Source organism: Kaistia dalseonensis (genome assembly GCF_030814715.1).
In the GTDB taxonomy this organism is placed as follows: domain Bacteria; phylum Pseudomonadota; class Alphaproteobacteria; order Rhizobiales; family Kaistiaceae; genus Kaistia; species Kaistia dalseonensis.
In genome coordinates this window covers 103,700-128,724 of the sequence record NZ_JAUSVO010000004.1, presented here as the reverse complement: position 1 = coordinate 128,724, position 25,025 = coordinate 103,700, and the positions used below count along the sequence as shown (strand labels likewise).

Genomic DNA, 25,025 nt, shown 5'->3' with positions numbered 1-25,025 from the left:
GTCAGATGCCGCTGCCGTCTTTCTCGCCAAGATGAATGCCGCACTCGATCTTGTCGAGCCCGCGCCAGCGCCCGGCGCGTTCGTCCTCGCCCGGCTTCACCTTCGAGGTGCAGGGCACGCAGCCGATCGAGGGATAGCCTTGCGCCACCAGCGGGTGCGCCGGCAGGTCGTGCTCGGCCATATAGGCCTTGAGTTCCGCCGAGGACCATGTCGCGAGCGGGTTGACCTTGATGCGGGCACCATCGCGCTCGAAGAGCTGGATCTCGGCGCGCGTCGCGGCCTGGAAGCGCTTGCGGCCGGTGAACCATGCATCGAAGCCCTCGAGCGCGCGCTCCAGCGGCTCGGTCTTGCGGATGTGGCAGCAAAGATCGGCATTGCTCATCCAGAGCCCCTTATAGGGATCCTGCGCCGCCAATGTCTCGGCGAGCGGGACGACGGTCCGCACATTCGTGAGGCCCAGCCGCTCGACGAGCGTGTCGCGATAGGCGAGCGTTTCCGGAAAGAGCCTGAGCGTATCGATGAACACCACCGGCACGCTGCGATCGACCGAGGCGACCAGATGCAGCAGCACGGAGGATTCCGCGCCGAAGCTCGACACCAGCGCGATCCGCTCCGGGAAAAGCTCGAACAGCGCGCGCGCCACGACCTCGCGGGAGGAAAGGCCGGCCGCCCGCGCGTTCAGCACCGCGACATCCTGCAGGCCGGCGCTCTCATGGTCGAACACCGGCGCGGGCTGGTCGAAGCCGGACGCCGCCGGATCAAGCCGTGCCATAGAGCGCTTCCTTGAACGGGGCCTGGCCGAGGCGCTGATAGGCGGCGAGGAAGGTCTCCTCCGGGCTCTCGCGCTGCGCGATATAGGTATCGACCAGCGTCTCGATCGCGTCGACGATCTCCTCGGTCGAGAAGCCGCGCCCGATGATCTCGCCGATCGCCGCGTTCTCGTCGCCCGAGCCACCGAGCGAGATCTGGTAGAACTCCTCGCCCTTCTTCTCGACGCCGAGAATGCCGATATGGCCGACATGGTGGTGGCCGCAGGCATTGATGCAGCCGGAGATCTTGATCTTGAGATCGCCGATCTCGCGCTGCCGTTCAATATCGCCGAAGCGCTGCGAAATGCGCTGGGCTACCGGAATGGACCGGGCATTGGCGAGCGCGCAATAATCGAGGCCGGGGCAGGCGATGATGTCGGTAATGAAGCCCGCATTGGCGGCCGCGAGATCGTTCGCGACCAGGCTCGCATAGATCGCGGCCAAGTCTCCCTCGGCGACATGCGGCAGGATCAGGTTCTGCTCATGGCTGACGCGGACCTCATCGAAGGCATAGCGCTCGGCCAGATCGGCGACGGCTTCCATCTGGTCGGCCGTGGCGTCGCCCGGCGTGCCGCCGATCGCCTTCAGCGAGATCGTGACCGAGACATGGCCCGGCACGCGATGAGGATGCGTGTTGCGCTTCACCCAGGCGTCGAATTCCGGATCGGCGGCCCGTGCGGTCGCGAGCGCGGCGCTGGGCTGGAGCGGCTTCAGCGCATCGGGCGCCGCGAAATAGGCGCGGATGCGTTCCACCTCGTCGAGCGGCAGCTTGAGGGCGCCGGCGCGAATGCGCTCCCATTCCTCCTCGACCTGGCGCGCGATCTCTTCAAGGCCCGTCTCATGGACGAGGATCTTGATGCGCGCCTTGTATTTGTTGTCGCGACGGCCGTTCAGATTGTAGACGCGGAGGATAGCCTCCGAATAGGAGAGCAGGTCCTCTTCGGGCAGGAAGTCGCGGATCTTCTTCGCCACCATGGGTGTGCGGCCCTGGCCGCCGCCGACATAGACGGCAAAGCCGAGTTCGCCTCTCTCGTTCCGCTTCAGATGCAGGCCGATATCGTGCAACTGGATCGCCGCACGGTCGCGCTCGGCGCCGGTCACCGCGACCTTGAACTTCCTGGGCAGGAAGAGGAATTCGGGATGCAGCGACGACCATTGCCGCAGGATTTCGGCATAGGGCCTGGGATCGGCGACCTCGTCGGCGGCAGCACCCGCAAAATGATCAGCCGTGACATTGCGGATGCAATTGCCCGAGGTCTGGATCGCGTGCATCTCGACGGTGGCGAGTTCGGCCAGGATATCGGGAATGTCCGACAGCTTGGGCCAGTTGAACTGGATGTTCTGCCGCGTCGTGAAATGGCCGTAGCCGCGATCATATTTGCGCGCGATATGCGCCAGCATCCGCACCTGACGGCCGTTGAGCGTGCCATAAGGCACGGCGATGCGCAGCATATAGGCGTGCAGTTGGAGATAGACGCCGTTCATCAGCCGGAGCGGCTTGAACTGGTCTTCCGTGATGTCGCCGCTGACGCGCCGCTCGACCTGGTCGCGGAACTGCGCGACGCGGGCGGTCACGAACTCATGGTCGAACTCATCGTAACGATACATCGATCAACCCGGATGCTTTGAAGCGGCTGCCCGCTCGAGAAGTTCAGCTTCGCCATAGGCGACGGTCGGCCCGGCGGCACGGATGCGCTCGCGCAGCCGCACGGGAACGGGGACGCCGTCCTCGACCGTCGTCTCGATCTCATAGGGCTCGATTACGATGCGCGCATCGTGCTGGGCCTTGGCATAGACGAGCGCCGCATCGATCTCCGACGGTCCGATGACGCGCGCCTGCGCGATATCGGTGGTCCAGCCGCCATCCCTCGTCAGGAAGACGACGAGGCCGTCGCCCAGATTATTTGCGGTAATGAGCTTGTCGGTCATGTCGTTTCCTCAGGCCGCCCGTTCTTGAAACGTCATGGCTGCGAGCGGCATCGGAGCGACGCCCAACGCGCTTTCCGCCACCACGCGGCCGACAATGATGATCACCGGCCCGTCGATCTCCGGTCGGTCGGCGAGGCCGGCCAGTTCGTCGAGACGGCCGGCATAGGCTTTGCGATCGTCGCGCGAGGCGTTCTCGATCACGGCGACGGGCGTCGAGACGGCAAGCCCGTTCTCGATCAAGCGGGCCGCGACCTTGGCCGCAACCGTCCGCCCCATATAGACGGCGACCGTGGCACCGGAGAGAGCGAGGTTCGCCCAGTCCGGCAGGGTATCGCCCTTGAGATCATGGCCGGTGGCGATCACCAGGCTCGACGCCACGCCGCGCAGCGTCAGCGGAATCTCGTTCTCCGCGGCCGCTGCGATCGCGGCCGTGATGCCGGGGACGATGTCGAACGGAATACCCGCCGCCCGCAGCGCCGCCATCTCCTCGCCTGCGCGGCCGAAGACGAGCGGGTCGCCGGATTTCAGGCGCACGACCCGCCTGCCGTCGCGGGCCTCACGCACCAGAATGTCGTTGATCTCGTCCTGGCTGGCGGCATGCGCGCCCTTGGCCTTACCGACATAGATGCGCAACGCATCCCGCCTTCCCATGGCGACGATCGCCTCGGGAACGAGCTTGTCATAGACGATGACGTCGGCCTCCTGCAGCACGCGCTGCGCGCGCAGCGTCAGCAGGTCCTCCGCGCCGGGCCCGGCGCCGACGAGGCTGACATGCCCGGCGAGACCGACATGGCCAGCAAGAGCGCCCGCAGCCGAGCGCTCGATCGCAACGCCGGCCTCGGCTTCGCCCTCGGCGAGCTGGCCGGACAGAAGCTTGGCCGCCGTCGGTCCGGTGAAGAAATGTGCCCAGAACCGGCGACGCGCCTCGACGCCCTTGATCCGGGCGCCGACGCGCTCCCGCAGCCGCTCCGCGAGACCTGCGAGATCGCCGATAGCGGGCGGCAGCAGCGCCTCGATCCGCGCGCGCACATGGCGCGCCAGCACGGGCGCGGCACCCTCCGTGGAAATGGCGACGCAGAGCGGCGCCCGATTGACGAGGGCCGGCGTGAAGAAATCACAAAGATCGGGACGGTCGACGACATTGACCGGCACGCCGGCCGACTTGGCGAGATCGCGGACGACGATGTCGCGATCGAGATCGCCGGTCGCGGCAAAGACGAGAGCCGCGCCCTCGATATCCTGCGCCGTCGGCCATGTCGCATGCCAGATCGCGCCGGTCGCCCCGACATCGCGGGACGCATCGGCTTCGAGTTCAGGTGCAAAGAGTACGAGATCGGCGCTGGTCTCGGCCAGAAGCCGGAGTTTCGCCGCCGCTTCCTCGCCCCCGCCGACGACCACGACCCGGCGTCCCTCCACACGGTGGAAGGCCGGGAACGTGCCGAGCTTGCGACGGGCTATTGCCATCGACGACCTCCCCATGCGCGCTGGAGCGCAATACTGGAATTCTTGCAAGCTATTTAGAGAAAGCGCCGCCGGAACACGACGATGCAGGTTCCAATATCTGCGGCGGTGGCGAAAAAACATTCCCTTGAGACGCAGCAAGGCGCAGCACGACGCTTTGGAACCCATGTGCCGGCGCCCGGACCAAATTCCCCGCATTTGCACGGAACAATCGGTAGCGACCGATGCTCGTACGAGCCAAAACGACCTTGCTAATACACGACTAATTCTATCGTGATTTAGGTATACTGTTCTGCCGAGAAAGTCCTGCCCCCGCGGGGGCATGATCCTGCTCGGCCTGCGAATGGAAGGCTCAGGCGAGCTTCCATTCCGACAGGCGTCAGGCGCCTTAGAACACGCCGGCGCCCAGCTCGGCCGATTCCGCATTGGCGCGGAAGAGGTGGAACAATTCGCGGCCGAGGCCGAATTCGTTCTCCGACAGATCGAGCGTCACCGCAGGCCGGGCCGCGAAGACGGCTTCGTCGATCAGGACCTCGAACGTTCCCGCCTCGGCATCGAGGCGGATCAAGTCGCCGTCGCGGATCTTGGCGATCGGGCCGCCATCCACGGCCTCGGGCGTCACGTGGATCGCCGCCGGCACCTTGCCCGAGGCGCCGGACATGCGGCCGTCGGTGACGAGCGCGACGCGGTGGCCGCGATCCTGCAGAACGCCGAGCGTCGGCGTCAGCTTGTGCAATTCGGGCATGCCGTTCGCCTTCGGACCCTGGAAGCGGATCACGGCAACGAAATCGCCATTGAGCTCGCCCGCCTTGAAGGCGTGCTGCAGGTCTTCCTGCGTGTGGAACACCTTGGCGGGCGCTTCGATGAACCGGCGCTCCGGCTTCACGGCCGAGATCTTGATCACGCCGCGACCGATATTGCCCGAGAGCACCTTGAGGCCGCCCGAGACGGAGAACGCCTTGGAGACCGGCGCCAGCACCTTCTCGTCGAGGCTCGTGGTCGCGCCCTCGCTCCAGACGATCGCGCCCGCTTCGTCGAGCTTGGGCTCGACCGTATAGGCCGAGAGGCCATTGCCCCAGACGGTCTTGACGTCGTCGTGCAGATAGCCCGCCTGCAGCAATTCGCGGATCAGGAAGCTCATGCCGCCCGCGGCATGGAAATGGTTCACATCGGCGACGCCGTTTGGATAGACGCGCGTCAGCAGGGGCGTCACATCGGAAAGATCCGAGAAATCGTCCCAGGTGAGCTGGATGCCGGCGGCCTTCGCCATCGCTACCAGATGCATGGTGTGGTTGGTCGAGCCGCCGGTCGCATTGAGGCCGACGACGCCGTTCACGATCACCTTCTCGTCGACGATCTCGCCGATCGGCGTGAACTCATTGCCGAGCGCCGTGATCGCGAGCGCGCGCTTGGTGGCCGCCTTGGTGAGCGCGTCGCGCAGTGGCGTGTTCGGATTGACGAAGGAGGCGCCCGGCAGGTGCAGGCCCATGATCTCCATCATCATCTGGTTGGTATTGGCCGTGCCGTAGAAGGTGCAGGTGCCCGGGCCGTGATAGGAGGCGCTTTCGGCCTCGAGCAGTTCAGCGCGGCCGACCTTGCCTTCGGCATAGAGCTGGCGAATACGCGCCTTCTCGTCGTTCGGCATGCCCGAGGTCATCGGGCCGGCCGGCACGAAGATCGTCGGCAGGTGGCCGAAGGAGAGCGCCGCGATCATCAGGCCCGGCACGATCTTGTCGCAGATGCCGAGGAACAGCGCGGCGTCGAACATGTTGTGCGAGAGGCCGATCGCGGCCGCCATCGCAATCGCGTCGCGCGAGAAGAGCGACAGCTCCATGCCGGTCTGACCTTGCGTGACGCCGTCGCACATGGCCGGGACGCCGCCCGCGACCTGCGCCACGCCGCCCGCCTCGCGCGCGGCCTGGCGGATCAGCTCGGGATAGCTCTCATAGGGCTGGTGGGCCGAGAGCATGTCGTTATAGGCGGTGATGATGCCGATATTGGGCACGACATCGCCCTTCAGATTGGCCTTGTCCTCCACGCCGCAGGCCGCGAAACCATGGGCGAGATTGCCGCAGGCGAGACCGGCGCGGCGCGGGCCGGCCTTCTTCGCCGCTTCGAGACGACGCAGATAGAGGCTTCGCGTCTTCTCGCTGCGCAGGCGGATGCGATCCGTGACTTCGGCGATCTTCGGGTGGATGGACATATGTGGTGTCTCCTGTTCATCCCGGAGGAGATGCAACAATAGCAGCCGTCACCCCGCCCCAAGGGCGAGGTGCGATATTGAACCGGCAGAGGCTTGCGAGCCGCGGCTCAGATCATTTCCTCATGCCAGGTCCGGCCGTCCCGCTCGATCAGCGCGATGGCGGCGGACGGCCCCCATGTGCCGGCCGTATAGGACTTCGGTGCCTCGCGCGATGTCGACCAGGCGTCGAGGATCGGGTCGATCCAGCGCCAGGCGGCCTCGACCTCGTCGCGGCGCATGAACAGCGTGGCGTTGCCGCGGATCACATCCATGATCAGCCGCTCATAGGCCTCGGGGCTGCGCGTCTTGAAGGTCTGCGCGAAGCTCATGTCGAGCGGCACATGGCGAAGGCGCATGCCGCCCGGACCGGGATCCTTGATCATCAGCCAGAGGCGCACGCCCTCGTCGGGCTGCAGGCGCATGACGAGCTGGTTCGATGCCAGCGAGCCGGCCGAAGCGCCGAAGATCGAATGCGGGATCGACTTGAACGAGACCACGATCTCGGAAATGCGCGAAGGCAGGCGCTTGCCCGTACGGATGTAGAACGGCACGCCCGCCCAGCGCCAGTTCTCGATCTCGGCCTTGATCGAGACAAACGTCTCGGTGTGCGAATCGTTGCGGCCGAGTTCCTCGAGATAGCCCGGCACGGGTCCGCCGGCCGAGGCGCCGGCGCGATACTGACCGCGCACCGTAACCTGCTCGGCCATGCCGTCCACGATCGGCTTCAGCGAGCGCAGCACCTTGAGCTTCTCGTCGCGCATTGCATCCGCCTCGAACTGGCTCGGCGGTTCCATCGCAACGAGGCAGAGGAGCTGGAGGATATGGTTCTGCACCATGTCGCGCAGCGCGCCGGCCGTGTCGTAATAGCCGGCCCGGCTCTCGACGCCGACGCTCTCGGCGACCGTGATCTGGACATGGTCGATATGGGCGGCGTTCCAGAGCGGCTCGAACAGCGCATTCGCGAAGCGAAGCGCCATGAGGTTCTGCACCGTCTCCTTACCGAGATAGTGGTCGATACGGTAGATCTGGCTTTCCTTGAACACCTTGCCGACGGTGTCGCTGAGCGCCATGGCCGATTCGAGGCTCTTGCCGATCGGCTTCTCGATGATGACGCGGGTCTGCGGCGTGATCAGCCCATGGGCGCCGATGCCTTCGCAGATGACGCCGAACAGGTCCGGCGACACGGCGAGATAAAAGGCGCGGACACGATCCTTGCCTTCCTTGAGCACCTTGACGAGATCGGGCCAGCCCGACTTCTCCGCCGTCGCGTCGACGGCGACATAGAAGATCCGCTCGAGGAAGGAGGCGACCAGCTCGGGCTCGCGCTCATCGGCCGGCACGAACTTCTTCAGCGCGTCCTCGGTCGCCTTGCGATAGGCCTCGTCCGTCATGGGCCGGCGCGAGCAGCCGATGATGCGGGAAACGTCTGGAATCTGGCCATCGCGATGGCGATGGAAGAGCGCCGGAATCAGCTTGCGATAAGCCAGGTCGCCGGTTGCTCCGAAAACCACGAGGTCGAAAGGGTCGACGGCTATGATACGACTGGTCATGAATTCCTCTTTCCCGCTCACCCGGCACGAAACCGCCAGCCCTCGGGCCGCCAGCCTCCGCACCATGTCTCGTAATCAATTCCGCTTCATATGTTGAGGGAAAAAATTAGAGCACCGAAATAAAATCGGAGTCGTGCGATTCACGTATGCTCCGCCTCGCTTCCATCGCCGGCAACGGCCCGATGAATTGCGAAGCACAATATAGGCCAAAGGAGGAAAGAGAATGACGGATCCCGTCTGCGTTGTGCCGGCCGGCGACACCTGTGGTGAGGGCGTGGTCTGGCATGCGGCCGAGCGGGCCGTCTACTGGTGCGACATCAACCGCTTCCTGATCCATCGTTTCGATCCCGAAACAAAGACGACGCGCCATTGGTTCTTCAACGAACCGGTCACGACGATCGGTCTGACCGACCGTCCCGGCACGCTGATCGTGGCGCTCGGATCCAAGGTCATTCTCTGGCAGCCGGCCAATGATGCCCGCGCGGATTTTGCCCATCCCGAGAAGAACGTGCCCGCGGCGCGCCTCAATGACGGCCGTCCGGACCCGTTCGGCGCTCTGATCATAGGCTCGATGTTCAATAATGTCGCACCGAATGGCGATGGCGTCGAAATCGACGGCCCACCCCTCGGCGGCCTCTACCGCGTCACCCGCGACGGCAAGGTCGAAACGCTCAAATCGCAGATCGGCATCTCCAACACCATGTGCTGGGACCTCGTCCGCAAGCGGTTCTACACGGCCGACACGCTCAAGAACGAGATCTGGTCATTCGACTATGACGTGGCGACCGGCGCGATCGCGCATGAGAAGCCCTTCTTCGCCGATTTCGAACGCGGCTCGCCGGATGGCTCCCAGATCGACAGCGCCGGCTATGTCTGGAATGCGCGCTATGGCGGCGGCTGCATCGTCCGCATTTCGCCGGAAGGCCATACCGATCGCGTGATCGACATGCCGGTCGGCAACATCACCAATTGCACATTTGGCGGCGCGGACCTGAAGACGCTCTATATCACCACGGCGCGCGGAGGCGATGGACCGCTCGAGCGGCTCGCAGGCGGGCTGTTCAGTTACCGCGTCGACGTGCCCGGCCTGCCGGAGAATATCTTCAAGATCGATCGCTGAAACCGCGACATCAGCTTTCGGGCGGCGGCAATCCATCAATGGCTGCCGCCCATATTGCGCTGCGACGATACAGTACCAAATTGTTCGTCGCGGACGGCATATCTGGAATGTCCTGCCCCAAATTGCTCGTTTGCAGGCATTCCCGCCACGTGCTAGACGAAGCCCTGTCTTGGAGGGCTGTCGCGATGAACTATGTCCACCGTCTTGAGCGGCTGGTCTTCTCCCTGTTGGCGATGATCCTGGTTTCGGCCGGCGCCGCCTCTGCGCAGGCGCCGACGGCGGCCCAGCAATCGGCCATCCGCTCGGCTTGCCAAAGCGATTTTCGCGCCCATTGCTCCGGCGTGTCGCCCGGCGGCGCCGACGCCCTGCAATGCCTGCAGAAGAACCTCGCCAGCCTCTCGCCATCGTGCCAGTCCGCCGTTTCGGCCGCGAGCCCGCCCCCGGCGGCCAGCGCGCCCGCAACGACGGCTCCGGCGGCAACGGCCCCCGCGACAACCGCTCCGGCGGCAACCGCTCCTGCGGCTCCGGCGAAGCCGGCGGCCACTACGCCGAAGGCCGCGCCCGCTCCGCAGCTCTCGCCGCGCCAGGAAATGGTGCTGGTGCGCCAATCCTGCGGCCCGGATTTCCGCCGTTTCTGCAGCACTGTGCGCCTTGGCGGCGGTGGCGCGGCGGCCTGCCTCTCGGCGCATGCGGCACAGCTTTCATCGACCTGCAAGAGCGCGCTCGGTTCGGTAGCGCGCTGAGGTCGCTCGAGACGATCGAGACCGTCAGCCGGGGACGCTGAATACGCTCTCCGGCAGGCCGGGACTGAGTCCGGGTCTTAAGTTGTCGGAAGTGAAGGGGACCGCCCCTTTGCGGCCTGTCCGGATTGTCCCGCAGTCACTTCGCCTGAGAGCGTTTCCGAGCGAAGTGGATACCGGTTCGCGTGAAGGAAACGCATCAAATCAATTAGATAGACGCCATCGGTCGACCGGATTTCCCGGCACGATCATCAGAAAGACCTTGGGAGGACACCCTATGTTTCTTGGAACGCGCTCGACTCATCGTGGCCATGCGCTTCTCGCCCTGGCCGGCATCGGCATGATGATGGTCGGCACTGGATCGGCCGAAGCCGTCGTCTACTGCAAGACCGCCGGCGTGCCGCAGGGCTGTGTCGTGCGTCCGGCACCGGTCGTCGTCGCACCGGTCGTCAGGGCGCCCGTCGTCGTGACGCCGCGCGTGGGCGTCGGCTCGGTCGGCGTCGGCGCGCCGGGCGTCGGTGTCGCGCCGGGCTATGTCGGCAATCGCGGCGGCCCGGTCAATCGCGTCGGCCGCTACTGAAGCGCGGCCCGCCCCACGGAGCGCGTTTCGCGCCGCGTGGGGCAGATAAGGCAAATCCCCGCGCCTCAGGTGCGAGGATAGGCGATGCCCTTCTCGTCGAAGACGTGCAGGTGGCGAAGTTCGGTGGTCAGCGCGACCTTGTCGCCCTTGGCCACCGGAATATCATTGGCGATCTTCGCGACGACCGGCTCGGTCGTGCCGACATCGACATAGATGAGCGTGACCTCACCGAGCTGCTCGACGATATCGACCGTACCGCGGAAGATGGAGAAATCGCCGGTGGTGATTTCGAGATCTTCCGGCCGAACGCCGAAGGTGCCCTTGGTCCCCGCGGCGCTGGCCGGAATCGTTGCCTTGACGGGGATCGATGCGCAGCCATCCGGCTTGACGCGGGGATCGCTGCCGCCCGACTCGATCACGCAGGGGATCGTGTTCATCGACGGCGAGCCGAGGAAGCGCGCGACGAAGAGATTATCCGGATTGTGGTAGAGCTCCATCGGCGCGCCGACCTGCTCGACCCGGCCGGCATTCAGCACGACGATGCGATCGGCCAGCGTCATCGCCTCGACCTGATCATGCGTGACATAGATCATCGTCACGCCCGGCATGCTCTCATGCAGCTTGTTGATCTCGATGCGCGTCTGGACGCGCAGCGCCGCATCGAGGTTTGAAAGCGGTTCGTCGAACAGGAATACCTTGGGATCGCGCACGATGGCGCGCCCGATCGCGACGCGCTGGCGCTGGCCGCCGGAAAGCTGCTTGGGCAGGCGATCGAGATAGGGCGTGATCTGCAGGACGTCGGCCGCCTGGCGCACGCGCTTGTCGATCTCGTCCTGGCTGTGGCCCTTGGCGAGCTTCATGCCGAAGGCCATGTTGTCGTAGACCGTCATATGCGGGTAGAGCGCATAGGACTGGAACACCATGGCGATGCCGCGCTTCGACGGCGCCAGCTGGTTCACGACCTCGCCGTCGATCTGCAGCGTGCCGGCCGTAATGTCCTCGAGCCCCGCGATCAGCCGCAGCAGCGTGGACTTGCCGCAACCGGACGGCCCGACGAAGACGATGAACTCGCCTGACTTGATGTCGAGATCGATGCCGTGCAGCACCTTGACGGTGCCATAGGTCTTCTTGATGCCGCGAAGAAGCAAGCCGGCCATGTTCGTTCCCCTTCCCTGCCCCTTCAGGCTATCTTTCCGAAGAACGCGTCGCGTCCCCCGAGGCTGATGGTGCGCTCGACGGGATGCAGCGAGGCCGTGAAGCCATGCCCTTCGAGCGCGGTGACGTCGAGGCCCGCCGGCAGCGGCGCCGTGACGGCCGCGGTGCCGAGGTTGAAGATGCAAAGGATCTTCTCGCCCTCGAATTCGCGAACAAATCCGAGCACGTCATCCGGCGTGTCGACGAATGAGATCGAGCCCTTGATCAGCGCGGGATGCGCATGACGAAGCGCGATCATGCGCCGGTACTGAGCGAAAACCGAGGAATGATCCGGCTCCTCGCGGTTAACCGCGCGGGCAATGTGCTCCTGCGGGATCGGCAGCCAGGGCTTGTGATTGGAGAAGCCGGCATAGGCGGCATTCGATTCCCACACCATCGGCGTACGGCAACCGTCACGACCCTTGAATTCGGGCCAGAAGCGAATGCCATAGGGATCCTGCAGGTCTTCAAAGGCGATATCGGCTTCGGTCAGGCCGAGTTCCTCGCCCTGATAGAGGCAAACCGAACCGCGCAGCGACAAGAGGATCGCCGCGGCGATCTTGGCGACGGCGTCAAAGTCGCCATCCTTCGTCCAGCGGCTGACATGGCGGACGATATCGTGGTTCGAGAAGGCCCAGCACGGCCAGCCATCGCCGACGATCGCCTCGAAAGCCTTGATCCGGTTGACGAAATGTTCCTTCGTGAAGATCGGGCTCAGGAAATCGAACGTGTAGCACATGTGCAGCTTGTCGCCGCCCGACGTATAGGCCGCCATCGTCTTCAGTGAACGCGGTCCGTCGCCGATCTCACCGACGGTCGTCTGGCCCGGATAGCGATCGAGCAGGGCGCGCAGCCGCTGCAGGAAGGCAAGGTTCTCGGGCTGGCTCTTGTCGTGGATATGATCCTGCCAGTTATAGGGATTGACGGCCGGCGCCTCGGGCGAATTGCGATCTTCCAGCGCCGATGGCGGATTGTTCTCCAGCCCCTGCGAGTGGACGTAGAAATTCACCGTATCGAGGCGGAAGCCGTCGACGCCGCGCTTCAGCCAGAACTCGACCGTATCGAGCAGCGCATCCTGCGCGGCCATGCAGTGGAAGTTCAAATCCGGCTGCGACGTCAGGAAGTTGTGCAGGTAATATTGGCAGCGGGTGGTCTCCCACTCCCAGGCTGAACCGCCGAAGATCGACAGCCAGTTGTTGGGCGGGGTGCCATCGGGCTTCGCATCCGCCCAGACATACCAATCTGCCTTGTCATTGTCCTTGGACGACCGGCTCTCCTTGAACCAGGCATGCTGGTCCGAGGTGTGCGACAGGACCTGGTCGATCATGACCTTGATGCCGCGAGCGTGCGCCTCGGCGATCAGATGATCGAAATCCTCGATCGTGCCGAAGAGGCCGTCGACGGCGGTGTAGTCCGACACGTCGTAGCCGAAATCCTTCATCGGCGACTTGAAGAACGGCGAGATCCAGATGGCATCGGCACCGAGCGTGGCGATGTGGTCGAGCCGCGCCGCTATGCCCTTGAGATCGCCGACGCCATCATCGTTCGTGTCCTGAAAGGAGCGCGGATAGATCTGGTAGATGACGGCACCGCGCCACCAATCCGCATCGACGGCGCCGGCTCCACCCAGCGCACTACCGGAAACGATCTCGTTCATTATCAGCCCTTCACGCCGCCGGCGGTCAGGCCGGAAATGATCTTGCGTTGGAAAATCAGGACAAGGACGACCAGCGGCACGGTCACTATGACCGACGCCGCCATGATGTTGCCCCAGGGGATTTCATATTGCGTCGCGCCCGACAGAAGGGCGATCGCGACCGGCACCGTGCGCGTATTGTTGGACGAGGTGAAGGTGAGCGCGAACAGGAACTCGTTCCACGCCGCGATGAAGGCGAGCAGGCCCGTCGTGACCAGTGCCGGCCACATCAGCGGCAGGAAGACCTTTGTCACGATCACCCAGGGCGAGGCGCCATCGACGATCGCGGCTTCCTCGATCTCGACGGGAAGGTCGCGCATGAAGGTCGTCAGCACCCAGACCGTGAACGGCAGCGTGAAGATCATGTAGGCGAAGATCAGCGCGAACGGCGTGTTGAAGATGCCGAAGAAGCGGATCAGCTCGAACAGGCCCGAGAGCACCGCGATCTGCGGGAACATCGAGACGGCGAGGATGGTGAAGAGCAGCAGCGAGCGGCCGCGGAAGCGGACGCGCGACAGCGCAAAGGACGCCGTGACCGCGAGCAGCAGCGAGATCACGACCACCACCGAGGCGATGAACAGCGAATTGCCGAGATTGCGGACGAAGCTGCCGGTCGTCAGCACCTGCGTATAGTTGGCGAGCGAGAAGCTGGTCGGCCAGTAATTGACCACGAACAGCGCCGTGCCCGATTTGAACGAGGTGATGATCGCGTAATAGAACGGGAACAGCGAGATGACGACGATCCCGATCACCAGCGCATAGAAGGCTACGCGCTTGACGATGTGCCAGAGCATCAGCGGCCTCCCTCGAAATTGACCTTGCCAATAATGATGTAGAGGATCGTAATCACGGTCAGGATCAGGAACAGCATCGTCGACGCCGCCGAGCCATAGGCGAACTTGTCGAAATCGAACAGGTTTTCGCGGGCGAAGACCGACATGGTCTTGGTCTGCGCATTGTTGGCGGTCAGCACGTAGATCAGGTCGAAGATCCTGAGTGCGTCGAGCATGCGGAAGATGATCGCGACCATCAGCGCCGGGCGCACCAGCGGCAGCGTCACTTTCCAGAACACCTTGACCGGATTGACGCCGTCGATCTTGGCCGCCTCGTAGATGTCGCCGGGGATCATCTGCAGGCCCGCCAGGATCAGGAGCGCCATGAAGGGCGTCGTCTTCCAGATGTCGACGATCAGCACGGCGAGCATCGCGGTGTCGGGATTGGCCGTCCAGGCGATCTTCTGCGAGATCAGGCCGAGATTGAGCAGGATGTCATTGATGATGCCGAACTGGTCGTTCAGCATCCAGGCCCACATCTTGGCGGAGACGATCGTCGGGATCGCCCACGGCACCAGAATGGCGGCGCGCACGATGCCCCGGCCGCGGAAATCCGCATTCAGGACCAGCGCGACCATCATGCCGAAAATGGTCTCCAGCGTCACCGAGACGATGGTGAAGCGGACCGTATTCCAGACCGACTTCCACCAGAGCGGATCGACGAGCAGGCCGTCATAGACCGTCTTGCCGCTCTTCAGCGTGATCCAGGACAGGTAGTTCTCGAAGCCGATCCATTGCCGCGCTTCCAGATTGGTCAGCGAGGCATTGGTAAAGGAAAAGTAAATGCTGCGAAGCAGCGGCCATCCCGCGACCAGCGCCAGGACGATCAACATGGGCGCCAGGAATATCCAGGCGGCGCGCACGCGTTGGCGCAGGAGATCCGATCCGGCTTGCGCGGCCGGCTCGGCGATCGTTTCTGCCACTGCCATGGTTTTTTCGCTCCCCCGACCGGCTAGTCCGGCCCTTGGCCTTCTTGAACGATGCGGCGGATACCAAAGGTAGCCGCCGCGCCGAGAACGTCAACCGGCCGGCGGAGGCCCGTTTCAGGGCCCGCCGGCCGAGGGTCGGACTACCAGCCGTTACCCTTCAGCTTCGTCAGCTGGGCCTCGAGCAGCTCGAGGTTGTCAGCCGTGGTGCCGCTGCCGGCGAGGCTGTTGTGGACCGCGGTCCAGAAGTTCGACGAGACTTCGTTGTACTTGACCTTGGTCGGGGCCGAAGGACGCGGAACGGCGTTCAGGAAAACGTCCTTCCAGCGCGGAATGATCGGCACGGCCTTGGCGATCTCGGCATCATCATAGAGATCGATGATGGTCGGCAGGTTGGAGGCCTCGATCGCCTGCTTCTTCTGCATTTCCTTCGACGTCAGGAACTTGACGAGGTCGATGGCTTCCTTCTGGTTCTTCGAATATTTCGAGACCGCGAGGTTCCAGCCGCCGAGCGTGGCGGCCGAGCGGGCCTTGTCGCCCGTGCCGGCCGGAAGCGGCGCGACGTCGAACTTGCCCTTAATCGCGGAATCCGCGCCTTCACCGAGCGAATAAGCATAAGGCCAGTTGCGCATGAACACGGCATTGCCGGTCTGCCAGACGCCGCGCGCCTCTTCTTCCTGATAGGCGAGGACGCCGGGCGGGGAGATGGTGTTCACCCAGCTCTTGGCTTCCTCAATGGCCGCAACGGCCTGCGGATTGTTGATCGAGATCTCGCCATCGGGCTCGACGATCTGGCCGCCGCCATACGACATGACCCATTCGAGCGCGTTGCAGGTCAGGCCTTCATAGGCGTTGCCCTGCCAGACGAAGCCCCAGAGATCCTTGGCGCCAGCCGCACGTTCCTTGTCCTGGATTTCCTTGGCGGTCGCCGCCAGTTCTGCCCAGGTCTTCGGCGCGGTCTTGCCGTACTTCTCGAGCAGGTCCTTGCGATAATAGAGCGCCGGCGCGTCGGTGAAGAGCGGCATGGCGACGAGCTTGCCATTCACCGTCTGCGACTGGACGATCGACGGGAAATGCTGGCCGATGACGTCCTTGGTCGCCTCGGTCAGGTCGACGAGTTGCTCGGCGAGTTGCGGCGCCCAGATCACGTCCGTCTGGTAGACGTCGATGTCGGAATTGCCGGCGGCGAGCCAGAGCTTGTACTGGCCGAACTGGTCCGTCGTGGAAGACGGCATCGGGACGATGGTGACCTTGTTGCCCGACGTCTTCTCGTAAATGTCGAGCTTTTCGCGGAGGACTGCCAGGCCGTTGCCCGTGTCACCGGAAACAATCGAAAGATTGGCCGCATGGGCGGTGCCGGTCATCACGACCGCGGCACCGAAGGCCATGAGCGCTGAGCGCAATTTCATCGATAAACCTCCCTGAGAAACAATCAAGTTCCGCTGCGAGAGAGGCTGCACCCCGTACCGCTTTTGCAAGCGGAGGCACGATCGGCTCCCCTCTGCCCAAAACGCGTCGACGCCATGACATGTCGCGGCACAGCTCAAAGCGCTTTGAGGTGAAATGAACAGCTAGCCGCGCGACTGTCAAGCCGGACGCGCCAGCGCAATTCTGTGCGACGCAACACGAGAGGCACAGAAATTCGTATGATAAATCATGATATTCGCTTGATTCATTGGTGAATTTCGACCGGCCACACCCATGGTGCATCGCAACATGCATCGGTTCGTTGTGCGTTGGGCGACCAAGGAACTTGCAAGCCCGATTGAAAGCGCTTTGAATAGATTCAAAGGGAGGAACAGAGCTCAATGAAGCTCAAGGAACTGGCTTCGCATCTCGGTCTGTCGCAGACGACCGTGAGCCGGGCGCTCAACGGATATCCCGAGGTCAACGAGGAAACACGCCAGCGCGTGATGGAGGCCGCGCGCCGCCACGACTACCGGCCGAATGCCAGCGCGCGGCGATTGGCGACCGGGCGCGCCGGCGCGATCGGCATCGTGCTTCCCACCGATCGCAACATGCTGCTCGATCCACATTATATCGAATTCCAGGCGGGCCTCGGCGAGCGCCTGCTGCGCGACGAAATCGACATCGTCCTGTCCCCCACCAAGGGATCCGACGAATTGGCGACCTATCGCCGGATGGCGCTCGGAGGCCGGGTCGATGCCGTGATTCTGTCGAGCCCGACGGTGGTGGACGAGCGCGTCGGCCTCCTGACCGAGCTCGGCCTTCCCTTCGTGCTCCACGGCCGCACCGAGAGCCACATTCCACATGCCTGGCTCGACATCGACAATGAGGGTGCGTTCCATCACGCGACCAAGCATCTGCTCGATCTCGGTCATCGCCGGATCGGCCTGATCAATGGCGAGACGCGGCACACATTCGCCCGCGACCGCGAGAATGGCTTTCGCCGGGCGCTCAATGCCCACGGCCTGGCCGTCGACGAAGCATTCGTCGCGAATGGCCTGATGACCGACGAGATCGGCTATCGCATCACGGCGCGGTTCCTCGCCGAGCGTCCACGCCCGACGGCGCTGCTGGTGTCGTCGATGATGATGTCGCTCGGCGCCTTCCGCGCGATCCGCGCCGCAGGCCTCGAACTCGGCCGCGACGTCTCCATGATCGCCCATGACGACGTCTTCCCGTTCCTCAATCCCGACGTCATGGTGCCGACCATGTCGACGACGCGCTCGTCGATCCGCGCCGCCGGCAAGCGGGTGGGCGAACTGCTGATGGAGTTGCTGGTCGAAGGCCGCGCCCCGGAGACGATCCACGAATTGTGGCCGGTCGAGCTGGTTGTTCGCGGCTCGACGGGACCTGCGCCAAGGGATTGACCGCGACCGCCCGATCGGTCGAAATCGGTCGATTGCAGCACGGGCTTCGTTGCTGCAGGTCCTTTGTCAGGGAGTAAGCGGTCATGCGCATCGTTGCAGTCAGTCTCGGCTTCGCGGCGGCGCTCGCCCTCGCCAGCCCGGCATTCGCCGAGGACAGCCCCGTCGATCCGATCGACGCGGCTCTCGCCACCTGCCTCGACAGCGCCGACGGGCAATCGACGGCGGGCATGGTGCAGTGCCTGACCACGGCCTATGACGCCTGGGACAAGGAACTGAACACCGTCTATCTCGCCCTCAACAAGTCGTTGGACGCCAAGTCCCGGGGCCTGCTGAAGCGGTCGCAGCGGCAGTGGATCGCCTATCGCGATGCCGAGCGGAAGTTCGAAACCGGGCCCTGGATCAATGACCGTGGCACGTTGATCCGGGTCACGCTCAATCGACAGAATGTCGAGATGGTCAAGAATCGCGTCCTGACCCTCAGGAGCTATTTGCCCGACATGCAGTAACGCACAGCTCGATCGGCGACGCGGCACCCGTCAGTACTTGACAGTTACGCCGCGGCGTCGAACAAGGGCTCGCCTTCATCGGAATGCACGGATCACGACAATGCCTGCCGCACGAATTGAGGATGCCGCCCTGATCGCCGTCGATTGGGGCACGACGCGATGCCGCGCCATGCTGCTCGATCGGGCCGGTGCCGTGATCGCCGAGGCGGACAGCGCCGACGGCATTGGCGCGCTCGGCGGCAGTGGCCATGAAGACGCGTTCAACGCCCTGGTCGCGGACTGGCCGAAAGTGCCGGCGATCATGGCCGGCATGGTCGGCAGCCGGCAGGGCTGGCACGAGGCAGCTTACGTCGCCGTGCCGACCTCGGCCGACGCGCTCGGCGGCCAGTTGCTGCGCTTCCAGACCAGCGATCATCGCCCCGTTGCGATCGTCCCCGGACTGGTGCTGCGCTCCGAGACGCGCGACGGCGACGTCATTCGCGGCGAGGAGACGCAGCTCGTCGGCCTGATCGAGGAAGATCCCGATTTCAACGGCATCGTCATCCTGCCGGGAACCCATTCGAAATGGGCGGTCGTCGCCAAGGGCGGGATCGTCAATTTCCAGACCTTCATGACCGGCGAGATGTTCGAATTGCTGGCGCGGAAGTCCTTCCTGCGCCATTCGGTCGCCGAGGATGCCGACGATCTGGCCGGCACTGCCGATTTCGCGCTCGCCGTGCGACGCACGGCAGTCGAGGACCTGCCCTTCCTCGGCGCCATCTTCTCCGTTCGCGTCCGCCAGTTGCTGAACGGCGTCTCGGGCGACGATAATCTCGCTTATCTCTCAGGCCTCGTGATCGGCGGCGAGATCGCAGCCGCGCGGCAGATGGGCCTGATCGAGGCCGGCCGCCCCATTCGCATCGTCGGCTCGCGCACGCTCGCCCGCGCCTATGTCACCGCCTTCAACGTCGCCGGCCTCGAAGCGGAGGCAAAGGACGGTTCCGCCCTCGTCCGCCGCGGCCTCGTCCGGCTCGCCCGCGCCAACGGCCTCCTGTGAGATCTCCATCATGACCCATCCGCTCTTCGCCCATCATCGTCCGCTCGTCGCGATCCTGCGCGGCATCACGCCCGGCGAGGCCGAGGCGGTGTTCGAGGAACTCGTCGCGGCCGGCATCACGCTGATCGAGGTCCCGCTCAACTCGCCCGATCCCTTCGTCTCGATCGAGCGGATAGCCAAGCGCTCGAACGGCCGGGCCAAGGTCGGAGCGGGCACGGTGCTGACCGAAGCCCATGTCGTGGCCGTCAAGGATGTCGGCGGCGAGATCATCGTGTCGCCCAACGCCAACCCGGCGGTCATCGCGCGCACCAAGGAACTGAGGCTCGAATCCTATCCCGGCGTCTTCACGCCGACCGAGGCCTTCGCCGCGCTCGAGGCCGGCGCGGACGCGCTCAAGTTCTTCCCGGCCGAGCTGATCGGCACGTCCGGCATCAAGGCGATCAAGGCGGTGCTGCCGAAGCATGTGCCCGTCATGGCCGTCGGCGGTGCCGGCGCATCCAATTTCGCGGACTTCCTGAAGGCTGGCTGCGACGGCTTCGGCATCGGCTCGTCGCTCTACAAGCCCGGACTGACGGCCGCTGAAATCGGCGCCCGGGCCCGCGAACTCGTGACCGCCTACGACGCCGCAATATAATCAGCCGGCGCTGTATTGCTTTGCAGCATCAAGCAATTGTGAAGTCGATTTAAGGCTTCGTTCGTACATTTGTCACGCGGTCGCGTAATCTTTCGGACGTTCACATAACCCGAATGTCCGAAGGAGCCCCGTGATGAACGACTCCAACGCCTGCTTCCGCAAGGAATCGTCGCTTAACGAACTTCTGCATGAGCCCATCATTGCGATGCTCATGACCAGCGACGGCGTACGCTCGGACGATATTCGTGCGCTCTATCGCAAGATGGCGGAAAAGCACGATGGGATGCGGCAGCGCGCCCAGGCACGGGACATCACATTGCTGGAGCGCTGCTTCAGACTGTGAGGTGAGCCCGGACGGTTTCGCTCCCCATTTCGGCCTGCGTACCTGATGCAACCACTTCGCCGCGATCCATCACGGCGAAGGTATCGGCGAGTTCGTGCGCGAAATCGAAATATTGCTCGACCAGCAGGATCGCCATCGTTCCCTGCTCGCGGAGCCATTTGATCGCGCGGCCGATATCCTTGATGATCGAGGGCTGGATGCCCTCGGTCGGCTCGTCGAGGACGAGCAGGCGCGGGCGCGTGACAAGGGCGCGCCCGATCGCCAGTTGCTGCTGCTGGCCGCCGGACAGATCGCCGCCGCGCCGGCCCAGCATGTCCTTGAGGACGGGAAACAGGTCGAAGATATAGTCCGGGATATAGCGGTCCTTGCGCGAAAGCGGCGCATATCCGGTTTCCAGGTTTTCCTTCACCGTCAACAGCGGGAAGATCTCGCGCCCCTGAGGCACATAGGCGATGCCGGCCTTGGCGCGATCATAGGCGGCGGAGCGCCCGAGCACCTTGCCCTCCCAGACGATTTCGCCCGATGCGATCGGTTTCTGGCCGACGATGGCGCGCAAGAGGCTGGTCTTGCCGACGCCGTTGCGGCCCATCAGGCAGGTGACCTTGCCCGTCGTCGCGGTCAAAGACACGTCGCGCAGCGCCTGAGCGGCGCCGTAATAGAGATCGACATTCTTCGCTTCGAGCATGTCTTCGACCTTCTCCGACTGGAGCATTTGCCGCGAGCGGCGATCCGCCTCGCTGCAGGACTCTCTGACTTCGACACTGTGCGGGGTTCCGGATCCGTCCGGCCGGCCCCACACGAACCGAACGGACCCGTTCCCGCCCCCCCGACTGGTAACAGGCGAATTACCGCCCGAGATAGACCTCGATCACCGTCGGATCGGCCGAAACGGCATCGAGCGTGCCCTCCGACAACACCGATCCCTGGTGCAGAACCGTCACCTTCACATCGAGGTCGCGGACAAACGACATGTCGTGCTCGACCACGATGACCGATTTGGTCTTGGCGATTTCCTTGAGCAGGATCGCAGTCTGGACCGTCTCGGCATCGGTCATTCCGGCGACCGGCTCGTCGACCAGCAGCAGTTGCGGCTCCTGCGCCAGCAACATGCCGATCTCGAGCCACTGCTTCTGACCATGCGAGAGATTGGCCGCGAGCCAGTTGCGCTTGTCGCCGAGGCGGATGGTCGCCAGGATCTCGTCGATCCGGTCGATTTCCCGCTTCGTCGTGCGATGAAACAAGGTCGCGAACGGCTTCCGCACGCCGGCGAGCGCCAGGTCGATATTGTCCCAGACGGTATGGCTTTCGAAGACGGTCGGCTTCTGGAACTTGCGCCCGATGCCGAGCGAGGCGATCGAGGCTTCGTCCATGCGCGTCAGGTCGGTATTGCCGGCGAAATAGACGTCGCCTTCGTCGGGCTTGGTCTTGCCGGTGATGACATCCATCATCGTCGTCTTGCCGGCGCCGTTCGGGCCGATGATGGCGCGCATCTCGCCCGGCTCGATCACCATGGACAGCGAGCGGAGCGCCTTGAAACCGTCGAAGGAAACCGAGACGCCGTCGAGATAGAGCAGCGAGTTCTTGGCCTTTTCCATCACGCGCCCTCCTCGGCGGCCTGGCTCGCCTGGATCGGCGAGACCGCCGGTGGCGCCTTGGATTCGTCGGGCTTCTTCTGCGTACGGGCGAGGATCGCGCCCACCACGCCCTTGGGCAGGAACAGCGTGACGGCGATGAACAGCGCGCCGAGCACGAAGAGCCAATATTCGGCGAGCATGCCGCTGGTGAACCAGGTCTTGCCGAAATTCACCAGAAGTGCGCCGACGATCGGCCCGATCAGCGTGCCGCGGCCGCCGACGGCGACCCAGATCACCGCCTCGATCGAATTGGCCGGGGCGAATTCGCCGGGATTGATGATGCCGATCTGCGGCACATAAAGCGCGCCGGCAACGCCCGCCATCATGGCGGAGAGTACGAAGACCACGAGCTTGTAGCCCTCGACGCGATAGCCGATGAAGCGGGTGCGGCTCTCCGCATCACGCACGGCGATCAGCACCTTGCCGAATTTCGACGCGATCACGGCGCGGCAGATCAGGAAGCCGAGCGCGAGCGCGAGTGCGGAGCAGAAGAACAGCACGCCGCGCGTCTCGGGCGCCTGAATGTTGAAGCCGAGAATATCCTTGAAATCCGTCAGGCCGTTATTGCCGCCAAAGCCCATATCGTTGCGGAAGAAGGCAAGCAGCAGCGCATAGGTCATCGCCTGGGTGATGATCGAGAGATAGACGCCCGTGACGCGCGAGCGGAAGGCGAACCAGCCGAAGACGAAGGCGAGCAGGCCCGGCACCGCCAGCACCATGATCATGGCGAACCAGAAATGGTTGAAGCCGTACCAGAACCACGGAAGCTCGGTCCAATTCAGGAAGACCATGAAATCCGGCAGGATCGGATTGGCATAGACGCCGCGCGCGCCGATCTGGCGCATCAGATACATGCCCATGGCATAGCCGCCGAGCGCGAAGAAGGCAGCGTGGCCGAGCGAGAGGATGCCGCAATAGCCCCAGACGAGATCGACCGCGAGCGCCAGCAGCGCATAGCAGAGATATTTGCCGAGCAGGGCGATCAGATAGGTCGGCACATGGAACGCGCTCGACGGGTCGGTCACGATGCTGAGAACCGGCAGGATGATGCCGACGGCCAGCAGGATGATCAGGACGGCCCAGGTCTTCTTGTCGAGCGCGCGGAAGATGAAAGCGGTGATCACGACTGGCCTCTTTCTTCCCGTTCAGTGCCGGCAACCAAGGGACTGGGCTGTTCCGGACGATCCAATGCCAAGCCATAAGCAGGCCGCTCGCCAGTGTCGTTCCGGCCCTTGTCGAACGCCGCGAGGGGCGACGGGTGGCCTGCGAGCCATTCGGTCTGCGCCACGGCGCGCGCGATCATCATCATGATTCCACCGACCGGCCCTTGAGGGCGAACAGGCCCCGCGGACGCTTCTGGATGAAGAGGATGATGCAGACGAGCACCACGATCTTGGCGAGGACGGCGCCCGCATAGGGCTCCAGGAACTTGTTGGCGATGCCGAGCGTGAAGGCGCCGACCAGCGTGCCCCAGAGATTGCCGACGCCGCCGAACACCACGACCATGAAGCTGTCGATGATGTAGCTCTGGCCGAGATTGGGGCTCACATTGTCGATCTGGCTGAGCGCCACGCCGGCAATGCCCGCAATGCCCGAGCCGAGGCCGAAGGTCAGCGCGTCGACCAGCGGCGTGCGAATGCCCATCGAGGACGCCATCGGGCGGTTCTGCGTCACGGCGCGGGTCTGCAGGCCGAACGGCGTGCGCTTCAGCACCAGCATCAGCACAGCGAACACGCCGAGCGAGAACACCACGATCCACATGCGGTTGTAGGTGATCGCGAGATTGCCGAGATCGAACGAGCCGGACATCCAGGACGGGTTGCCGACCTCGCGGTTATTGGGGCCGAAATAGGTGCGGACCGCCTGCTGCAGGATCAGCGAGATGCCCCAGGTGGCGAGCAGCGTCTCGAGCGGACGGCCATAGAGGAAGCGGATCACCGAGCGCTCGATCAGCACGCCGACCGCGCCGGAGACGAGGAAGGCGAGCGGCAGCGCGATGGCGAGCGACCAGTCGAACAGGCCCGGATAATTGTTCCGGATGATCTCCTGCACGACGAAGGTCGTGTAGGCGCCGAGCATGACCATTTCGCCATGCGCCATGTTGATGATGCCCATCACGCCGAAGGTGATGGCGAGGCCGATCGCGGCGAGCAGCAGCACCGAGCCGAGCGAGACGCCGTACCAGATGTTCTGGACGCCCTGCCACAGCTTGAGCGTGCCTTCGATCGTCGAGATCGCGCCGTCAATGGCGGGCTTCAGGGCGCCTTGCGCCGCGCCGCTGGCATTGGTGAGGATCGCGAGCGCATCCTGGTCGCCACGCGCCGCCAGCACGTTGACCGCGGCGATCTTGTCGGCTTCCGGGAGGTCGGATTTCAGCACGGCTGCCGCGCGCGCATCGGTCAGCAGCCTGGTGATGGCCGGGTCGGTTTCCTTGGCGATCGCCTGATCGAGCAGCGGGATCTTTTCCGCGTCGCCGCTCTTGAAGATGTCGGTTGCAGCCGCGAAACGCTGCTTGGGGTCCGGGCTCATCAGCGTGAGCGACCCCATGGCGGCGCGGATCACGCCGCGGAGCTTGTTGTTGACCTTGACCTTCGTGATCTCGGACGAGGCCGCCATACCCGCATCGGCGCCGGTGACCGTGTCGGTCAGCGCATAGCCGTCGCCGGACTTGACCGCCTTGAAAACGGCGCCGTCGGCGGTACGGATATAGAGATCACCGTCGGAAAGGGCCTGCAGCGTGGTCGCGGCCGCCGGATCGCCGGTCGCGGCGAGCGTACCGATCGCCGTCTGCAGCGCCACATAGTCGCCCTGGCCGAGCGCGTTGACCGTGGACCTGATATCGGCGCCATAGGCCGGCTTGAGAACGCCCAGCATCAGCATCAGCGCGGTGGCGAGCGTAGCGAGGGTCGGCATGGACAGGCGCATGGTCGGCGGTACCAGTTCTGTCTTCGGGATGAT

Annotated in this window: 24 protein-coding genes; 8 read left to right on the top strand and 16 right to left on the bottom strand. The window is 64.3% G+C overall.

What is annotated here, in order from left to right; genetic code table 11:
• Window position 1: 1 nt before the first annotated feature.
• The 6 genes from QO014_RS14460 to zwf form a co-directional block, all read right to left on the bottom strand.
• Window positions 2-772: a phosphoadenylyl-sulfate reductase gene (locus tag QO014_RS14460; RefSeq protein WP_266349433.1), complete on the bottom strand. Its 771-nt coding sequence runs from the start codon at window positions 770-772 to the stop codon at window positions 2-4.
• Window positions 759-2,417, bottom strand: a complete 1,659-nt coding sequence (locus QO014_RS14455) for a nitrite/sulfite reductase (RefSeq protein WP_266349432.1) — start codon at window positions 2,415-2,417, stop codon at window positions 759-761. The genes QO014_RS14460 and QO014_RS14455 overlap by 14 nt, the downstream gene beginning before the upstream one ends.
• Window positions 2,418-2,420: 3 nt before the next feature.
• Window positions 2,421-2,738: a DUF2849 domain-containing protein gene (locus QO014_RS14450; RefSeq protein WP_266349431.1), complete on the bottom strand. Its 318-nt coding sequence runs from the start codon at window positions 2,736-2,738 to the stop codon at window positions 2,421-2,423.
• A gap of 9 nt (window positions 2,739-2,747) precedes the next feature.
• Window positions 2,748-4,202 carry a siroheme synthase CysG gene (gene cysG, locus QO014_RS14445; RefSeq protein WP_266349430.1) on the bottom strand — a complete coding sequence of 485 codons (1,455 nt, stop codon included), beginning with the start codon at window positions 4,200-4,202 and terminating at the stop codon, window positions 2,748-2,750.
• 385 nt (window positions 4,203-4,587) lie between these two features.
• Window positions 4,588-6,402: a phosphogluconate dehydratase gene (edd, locus tag QO014_RS14440; RefSeq protein WP_266349429.1), complete on the bottom strand. Its 1,815-nt coding sequence runs from the start codon at window positions 6,400-6,402 to the stop codon at window positions 4,588-4,590.
• A 107-nt stretch (window positions 6,403-6,509) separates the two neighbouring features.
• Entirely contained in the window at window positions 6,510-7,991 is a 1,482-nt protein-coding gene (gene zwf / locus QO014_RS14435) for a glucose-6-phosphate dehydrogenase (protein WP_266349428.1), read from the bottom strand.
• Window positions 7,992-8,214: 223 nt separating this feature from the next.
• On the opposite strand from zwf, the gene QO014_RS14430 reads away from it, so the two are divergent.
• From QO014_RS14430 to QO014_RS14420, 3 genes are all read left to right on the top strand, one after another.
• Window positions 8,215-9,111, top strand: coding sequence for an SMP-30/gluconolactonase/LRE family protein (locus QO014_RS14430; protein ID WP_266349427.1), 897 nt, complete (start codon window positions 8,215-8,217; stop codon window positions 9,109-9,111).
• A gap of 185 nt (window positions 9,112-9,296) precedes the next feature.
• Window positions 9,297-9,854 carry a cysteine rich repeat-containing protein gene (locus tag QO014_RS14425; protein WP_266349426.1) on the top strand — a complete coding sequence of 186 codons (558 nt, stop codon included), beginning with the start codon at window positions 9,297-9,299 and terminating at the stop codon, window positions 9,852-9,854.
• A gap of 274 nt (window positions 9,855-10,128) precedes the next feature.
• The gene (locus tag QO014_RS14420; protein ID WP_266349425.1) at window positions 10,129-10,431 is read left to right on the top strand and encodes a hypothetical protein; all 303 of its coding nucleotides are present in this window, start codon (window positions 10,129-10,131) and stop codon (window positions 10,429-10,431) included.
• Between the two features lie 65 nt (window positions 10,432-10,496).
• On the opposite strand, the gene QO014_RS14415 is transcribed toward QO014_RS14420, so the two are convergent.
• The 5 genes from QO014_RS14415 to QO014_RS14395 form a co-directional block, all read right to left on the bottom strand.
• Entirely contained in the window at window positions 10,497-11,588 is a 1,092-nt protein-coding gene (locus QO014_RS14415; protein WP_266349424.1) for an ABC transporter ATP-binding protein, read from the bottom strand.
• Between the two features lie 23 nt (window positions 11,589-11,611).
• On the bottom strand, window positions 11,612-13,282 hold the full coding sequence (bglA, locus tag QO014_RS14410; RefSeq protein ID WP_266349423.1) for a beta-galactosidase BglA: 1,671 nt from the start codon (window positions 13,280-13,282) through the stop codon (window positions 11,612-11,614).
• Window positions 13,283-13,284: 2 nt separating this feature from the next.
• Window positions 13,285-14,115, bottom strand: a complete 831-nt coding sequence (locus QO014_RS14405) for a carbohydrate ABC transporter permease (RefSeq protein ID WP_266349422.1) — start codon at window positions 14,113-14,115, stop codon at window positions 13,285-13,287.
• Window positions 14,115-15,083: a carbohydrate ABC transporter permease gene (locus QO014_RS14400; protein WP_266349421.1), complete on the bottom strand. Its 969-nt coding sequence runs from the start codon at window positions 15,081-15,083 to the stop codon at window positions 14,115-14,117. The genes QO014_RS14405 and QO014_RS14400 overlap by 1 nt, the downstream gene beginning before the upstream one ends.
• Window positions 15,084-15,223: 140 nt before the next feature.
• Window positions 15,224-16,489: an ABC transporter substrate-binding protein gene (locus QO014_RS14395; protein ID WP_266349420.1), complete on the bottom strand. Its 1,266-nt coding sequence runs from the start codon at window positions 16,487-16,489 to the stop codon at window positions 15,224-15,226.
• A 399-nt stretch (window positions 16,490-16,888) separates the two neighbouring features.
• Between QO014_RS14395 and QO014_RS14390 the strand changes: the two genes are divergently transcribed.
• The 5 genes from QO014_RS14390 to QO014_RS14370 all read left to right on the top strand — a co-directional run bounded on the left by QO014_RS14390 (window position 16,889) and on the right by QO014_RS14370 (window position 20,433).
• Window positions 16,889-17,914 carry a substrate-binding domain-containing protein gene (locus tag QO014_RS14390; protein ID WP_266349419.1) on the top strand — a complete coding sequence of 342 codons (1,026 nt, stop codon included), beginning with the start codon at window positions 16,889-16,891 and terminating at the stop codon, window positions 17,912-17,914.
• An 83-nt stretch (window positions 17,915-17,997) separates the two neighbouring features.
• The gene (locus QO014_RS14385; RefSeq protein ID WP_266349418.1) at window positions 17,998-18,420 is read left to right on the top strand and encodes a lysozyme inhibitor LprI family protein; all 423 of its coding nucleotides are present in this window, start codon (window positions 17,998-18,000) and stop codon (window positions 18,418-18,420) included.
• Window positions 18,421-18,520: 100 nt separating this feature from the next.
• Window positions 18,521-19,456 (top strand): 2-dehydro-3-deoxygalactonokinase, encoded by a 936-nt coding sequence (locus QO014_RS14380; RefSeq protein ID WP_266349417.1) that lies wholly within the window; start codon window positions 18,521-18,523, stop codon window positions 19,454-19,456.
• Window positions 19,457-19,466: 10 nt separating this feature from the next.
• On the top strand, window positions 19,467-20,090 hold the full coding sequence (locus QO014_RS14375) for a 2-dehydro-3-deoxy-6-phosphogalactonate aldolase (RefSeq protein ID WP_266349416.1): 624 nt from the start codon (window positions 19,467-19,469) through the stop codon (window positions 20,088-20,090).
• A gap of 133 nt (window positions 20,091-20,223) precedes the next feature.
• A complete protein-coding gene (locus tag QO014_RS14370) occupies window positions 20,224-20,433 on the top strand; it encodes a hypothetical protein (protein WP_266349415.1) in 210 nt (69 codons plus the stop codon).
• Here QO014_RS14370 and urtE read toward each other — a convergent pair.
• From urtE to urtB, 5 genes are all read right to left on the bottom strand, one after another.
• Window positions 20,423-21,118, bottom strand: coding sequence for an urea ABC transporter ATP-binding subunit UrtE (urtE, locus tag QO014_RS14365; protein WP_266349414.1), 696 nt, complete (start codon window positions 21,116-21,118; stop codon window positions 20,423-20,425). The two genes, QO014_RS14370 and urtE, sit on opposite strands and share 11 nt — an antisense overlap.
• 160 nt (window positions 21,119-21,278) lie before the next feature.
• Window positions 21,279-22,028, bottom strand: coding sequence for an urea ABC transporter ATP-binding protein UrtD (gene urtD, locus QO014_RS14360; protein ID WP_266349413.1), 750 nt, complete (start codon window positions 22,026-22,028; stop codon window positions 21,279-21,281).
• Window positions 22,028-23,191 (bottom strand): urea ABC transporter permease subunit UrtC, encoded by a 1,164-nt coding sequence (urtC, locus tag QO014_RS14355; protein ID WP_307258301.1) that lies wholly within the window; start codon window positions 23,189-23,191, stop codon window positions 22,028-22,030. The genes urtD and urtC overlap by 1 nt, the downstream gene beginning before the upstream one ends.
• Window positions 23,188-23,376 carry a hypothetical protein gene (locus QO014_RS14350; protein WP_266349412.1) on the bottom strand — a complete coding sequence of 63 codons (189 nt, stop codon included), beginning with the start codon at window positions 23,374-23,376 and terminating at the stop codon, window positions 23,188-23,190. The genes urtC and QO014_RS14350 overlap by 4 nt, the downstream gene beginning before the upstream one ends.
• A complete protein-coding gene (gene urtB / locus QO014_RS14345; protein WP_370877160.1) occupies window positions 23,373-24,980 on the bottom strand; it encodes an urea ABC transporter permease subunit UrtB in 1,608 nt (535 codons plus the stop codon). The genes QO014_RS14350 and urtB overlap by 4 nt, the downstream gene beginning before the upstream one ends.
• Between the last annotated feature and the right edge of the window lie 45 nt (window positions 24,981-25,025).

Coding starts and splice junctions, on each gene's coding strand:
- QO014_RS14460 (WP_266349433.1), bottom strand. CDS start 772: ATGGCACGGCTTGATCCGGCGGCGTCCGGCTTCGACCAGCCCGCGCCG.
- QO014_RS14455 (WP_266349432.1), bottom strand. CDS start 2,417: ATGTATCGTTACGATGAGTTCGACCATGAGTTCGTGACCGCCCGCGTC.
- QO014_RS14450 (WP_266349431.1), bottom strand. CDS start 2,738: ATGACCGACAAGCTCATTACCGCAAATAATCTGGGCGACGGCCTCGTC.
- cysG (WP_266349430.1), bottom strand. CDS start 4,202: ATGGCAATAGCCCGTCGCAAGCTCGGCACGTTCCCGGCCTTCCACCGT.
- edd (WP_266349429.1), bottom strand. CDS start 6,402: ATGTCCATCCACCCGAAGATCGCCGAAGTCACGGATCGCATCCGCCTG.
- zwf (WP_266349428.1), bottom strand. CDS start 7,991: ATGACCAGTCGTATCATAGCCGTCGACCCTTTCGACCTCGTGGTTTTC.
- QO014_RS14430 (WP_266349427.1), top strand. CDS start 8,215: ATGACGGATCCCGTCTGCGTTGTGCCGGCCGGCGACACCTGTGGTGAG.
- QO014_RS14425 (WP_266349426.1), top strand. CDS start 9,297: ATGAACTATGTCCACCGTCTTGAGCGGCTGGTCTTCTCCCTGTTGGCG.
- QO014_RS14420 (WP_266349425.1), top strand. CDS start 10,129: ATGTTTCTTGGAACGCGCTCGACTCATCGTGGCCATGCGCTTCTCGCC.
- QO014_RS14415 (WP_266349424.1), bottom strand. CDS start 11,588: ATGGCCGGCTTGCTTCTTCGCGGCATCAAGAAGACCTATGGCACCGTC.
- bglA (WP_266349423.1), bottom strand. CDS start 13,282: ATGAACGAGATCGTTTCCGGTAGTGCGCTGGGTGGAGCCGGCGCCGTC.
- QO014_RS14405 (WP_266349422.1), bottom strand. CDS start 14,115: ATGCTCTGGCACATCGTCAAGCGCGTAGCCTTCTATGCGCTGGTGATC.
- QO014_RS14400 (WP_266349421.1), bottom strand. CDS start 15,083: ATGGCAGTGGCAGAAACGATCGCCGAGCCGGCCGCGCAAGCCGGATCG.
- QO014_RS14395 (WP_266349420.1), bottom strand. CDS start 16,489: ATGAAATTGCGCTCAGCGCTCATGGCCTTCGGTGCCGCGGTCGTGATG.
- QO014_RS14390 (WP_266349419.1), top strand. CDS start 16,889: ATGAAGCTCAAGGAACTGGCTTCGCATCTCGGTCTGTCGCAGACGACC.
- QO014_RS14385 (WP_266349418.1), top strand. CDS start 17,998: ATGCGCATCGTTGCAGTCAGTCTCGGCTTCGCGGCGGCGCTCGCCCTC.
- QO014_RS14380 (WP_266349417.1), top strand. CDS start 18,521: ATGCCTGCCGCACGAATTGAGGATGCCGCCCTGATCGCCGTCGATTGG.
- QO014_RS14375 (WP_266349416.1), top strand. CDS start 19,467: ATGACCCATCCGCTCTTCGCCCATCATCGTCCGCTCGTCGCGATCCTG.
- QO014_RS14370 (WP_266349415.1), top strand. CDS start 20,224: ATGAACGACTCCAACGCCTGCTTCCGCAAGGAATCGTCGCTTAACGAA.
- urtE (WP_266349414.1), bottom strand. CDS start 21,118: ATGCTCGAAGCGAAGAATGTCGATCTCTATTACGGCGCCGCTCAGGCG.
- urtD (WP_266349413.1), bottom strand. CDS start 22,028: ATGGAAAAGGCCAAGAACTCGCTGCTCTATCTCGACGGCGTCTCGGTT.
- QO014_RS14350 (WP_266349412.1), bottom strand. CDS start 23,376: ATGATGATGATCGCGCGCGCCGTGGCGCAGACCGAATGGCTCGCAGGC.
- urtB (WP_370877160.1), bottom strand. CDS start 24,980: ATGCCGACCCTCGCTACGCTCGCCACCGCGCTGATGCTGATGCTGGGC.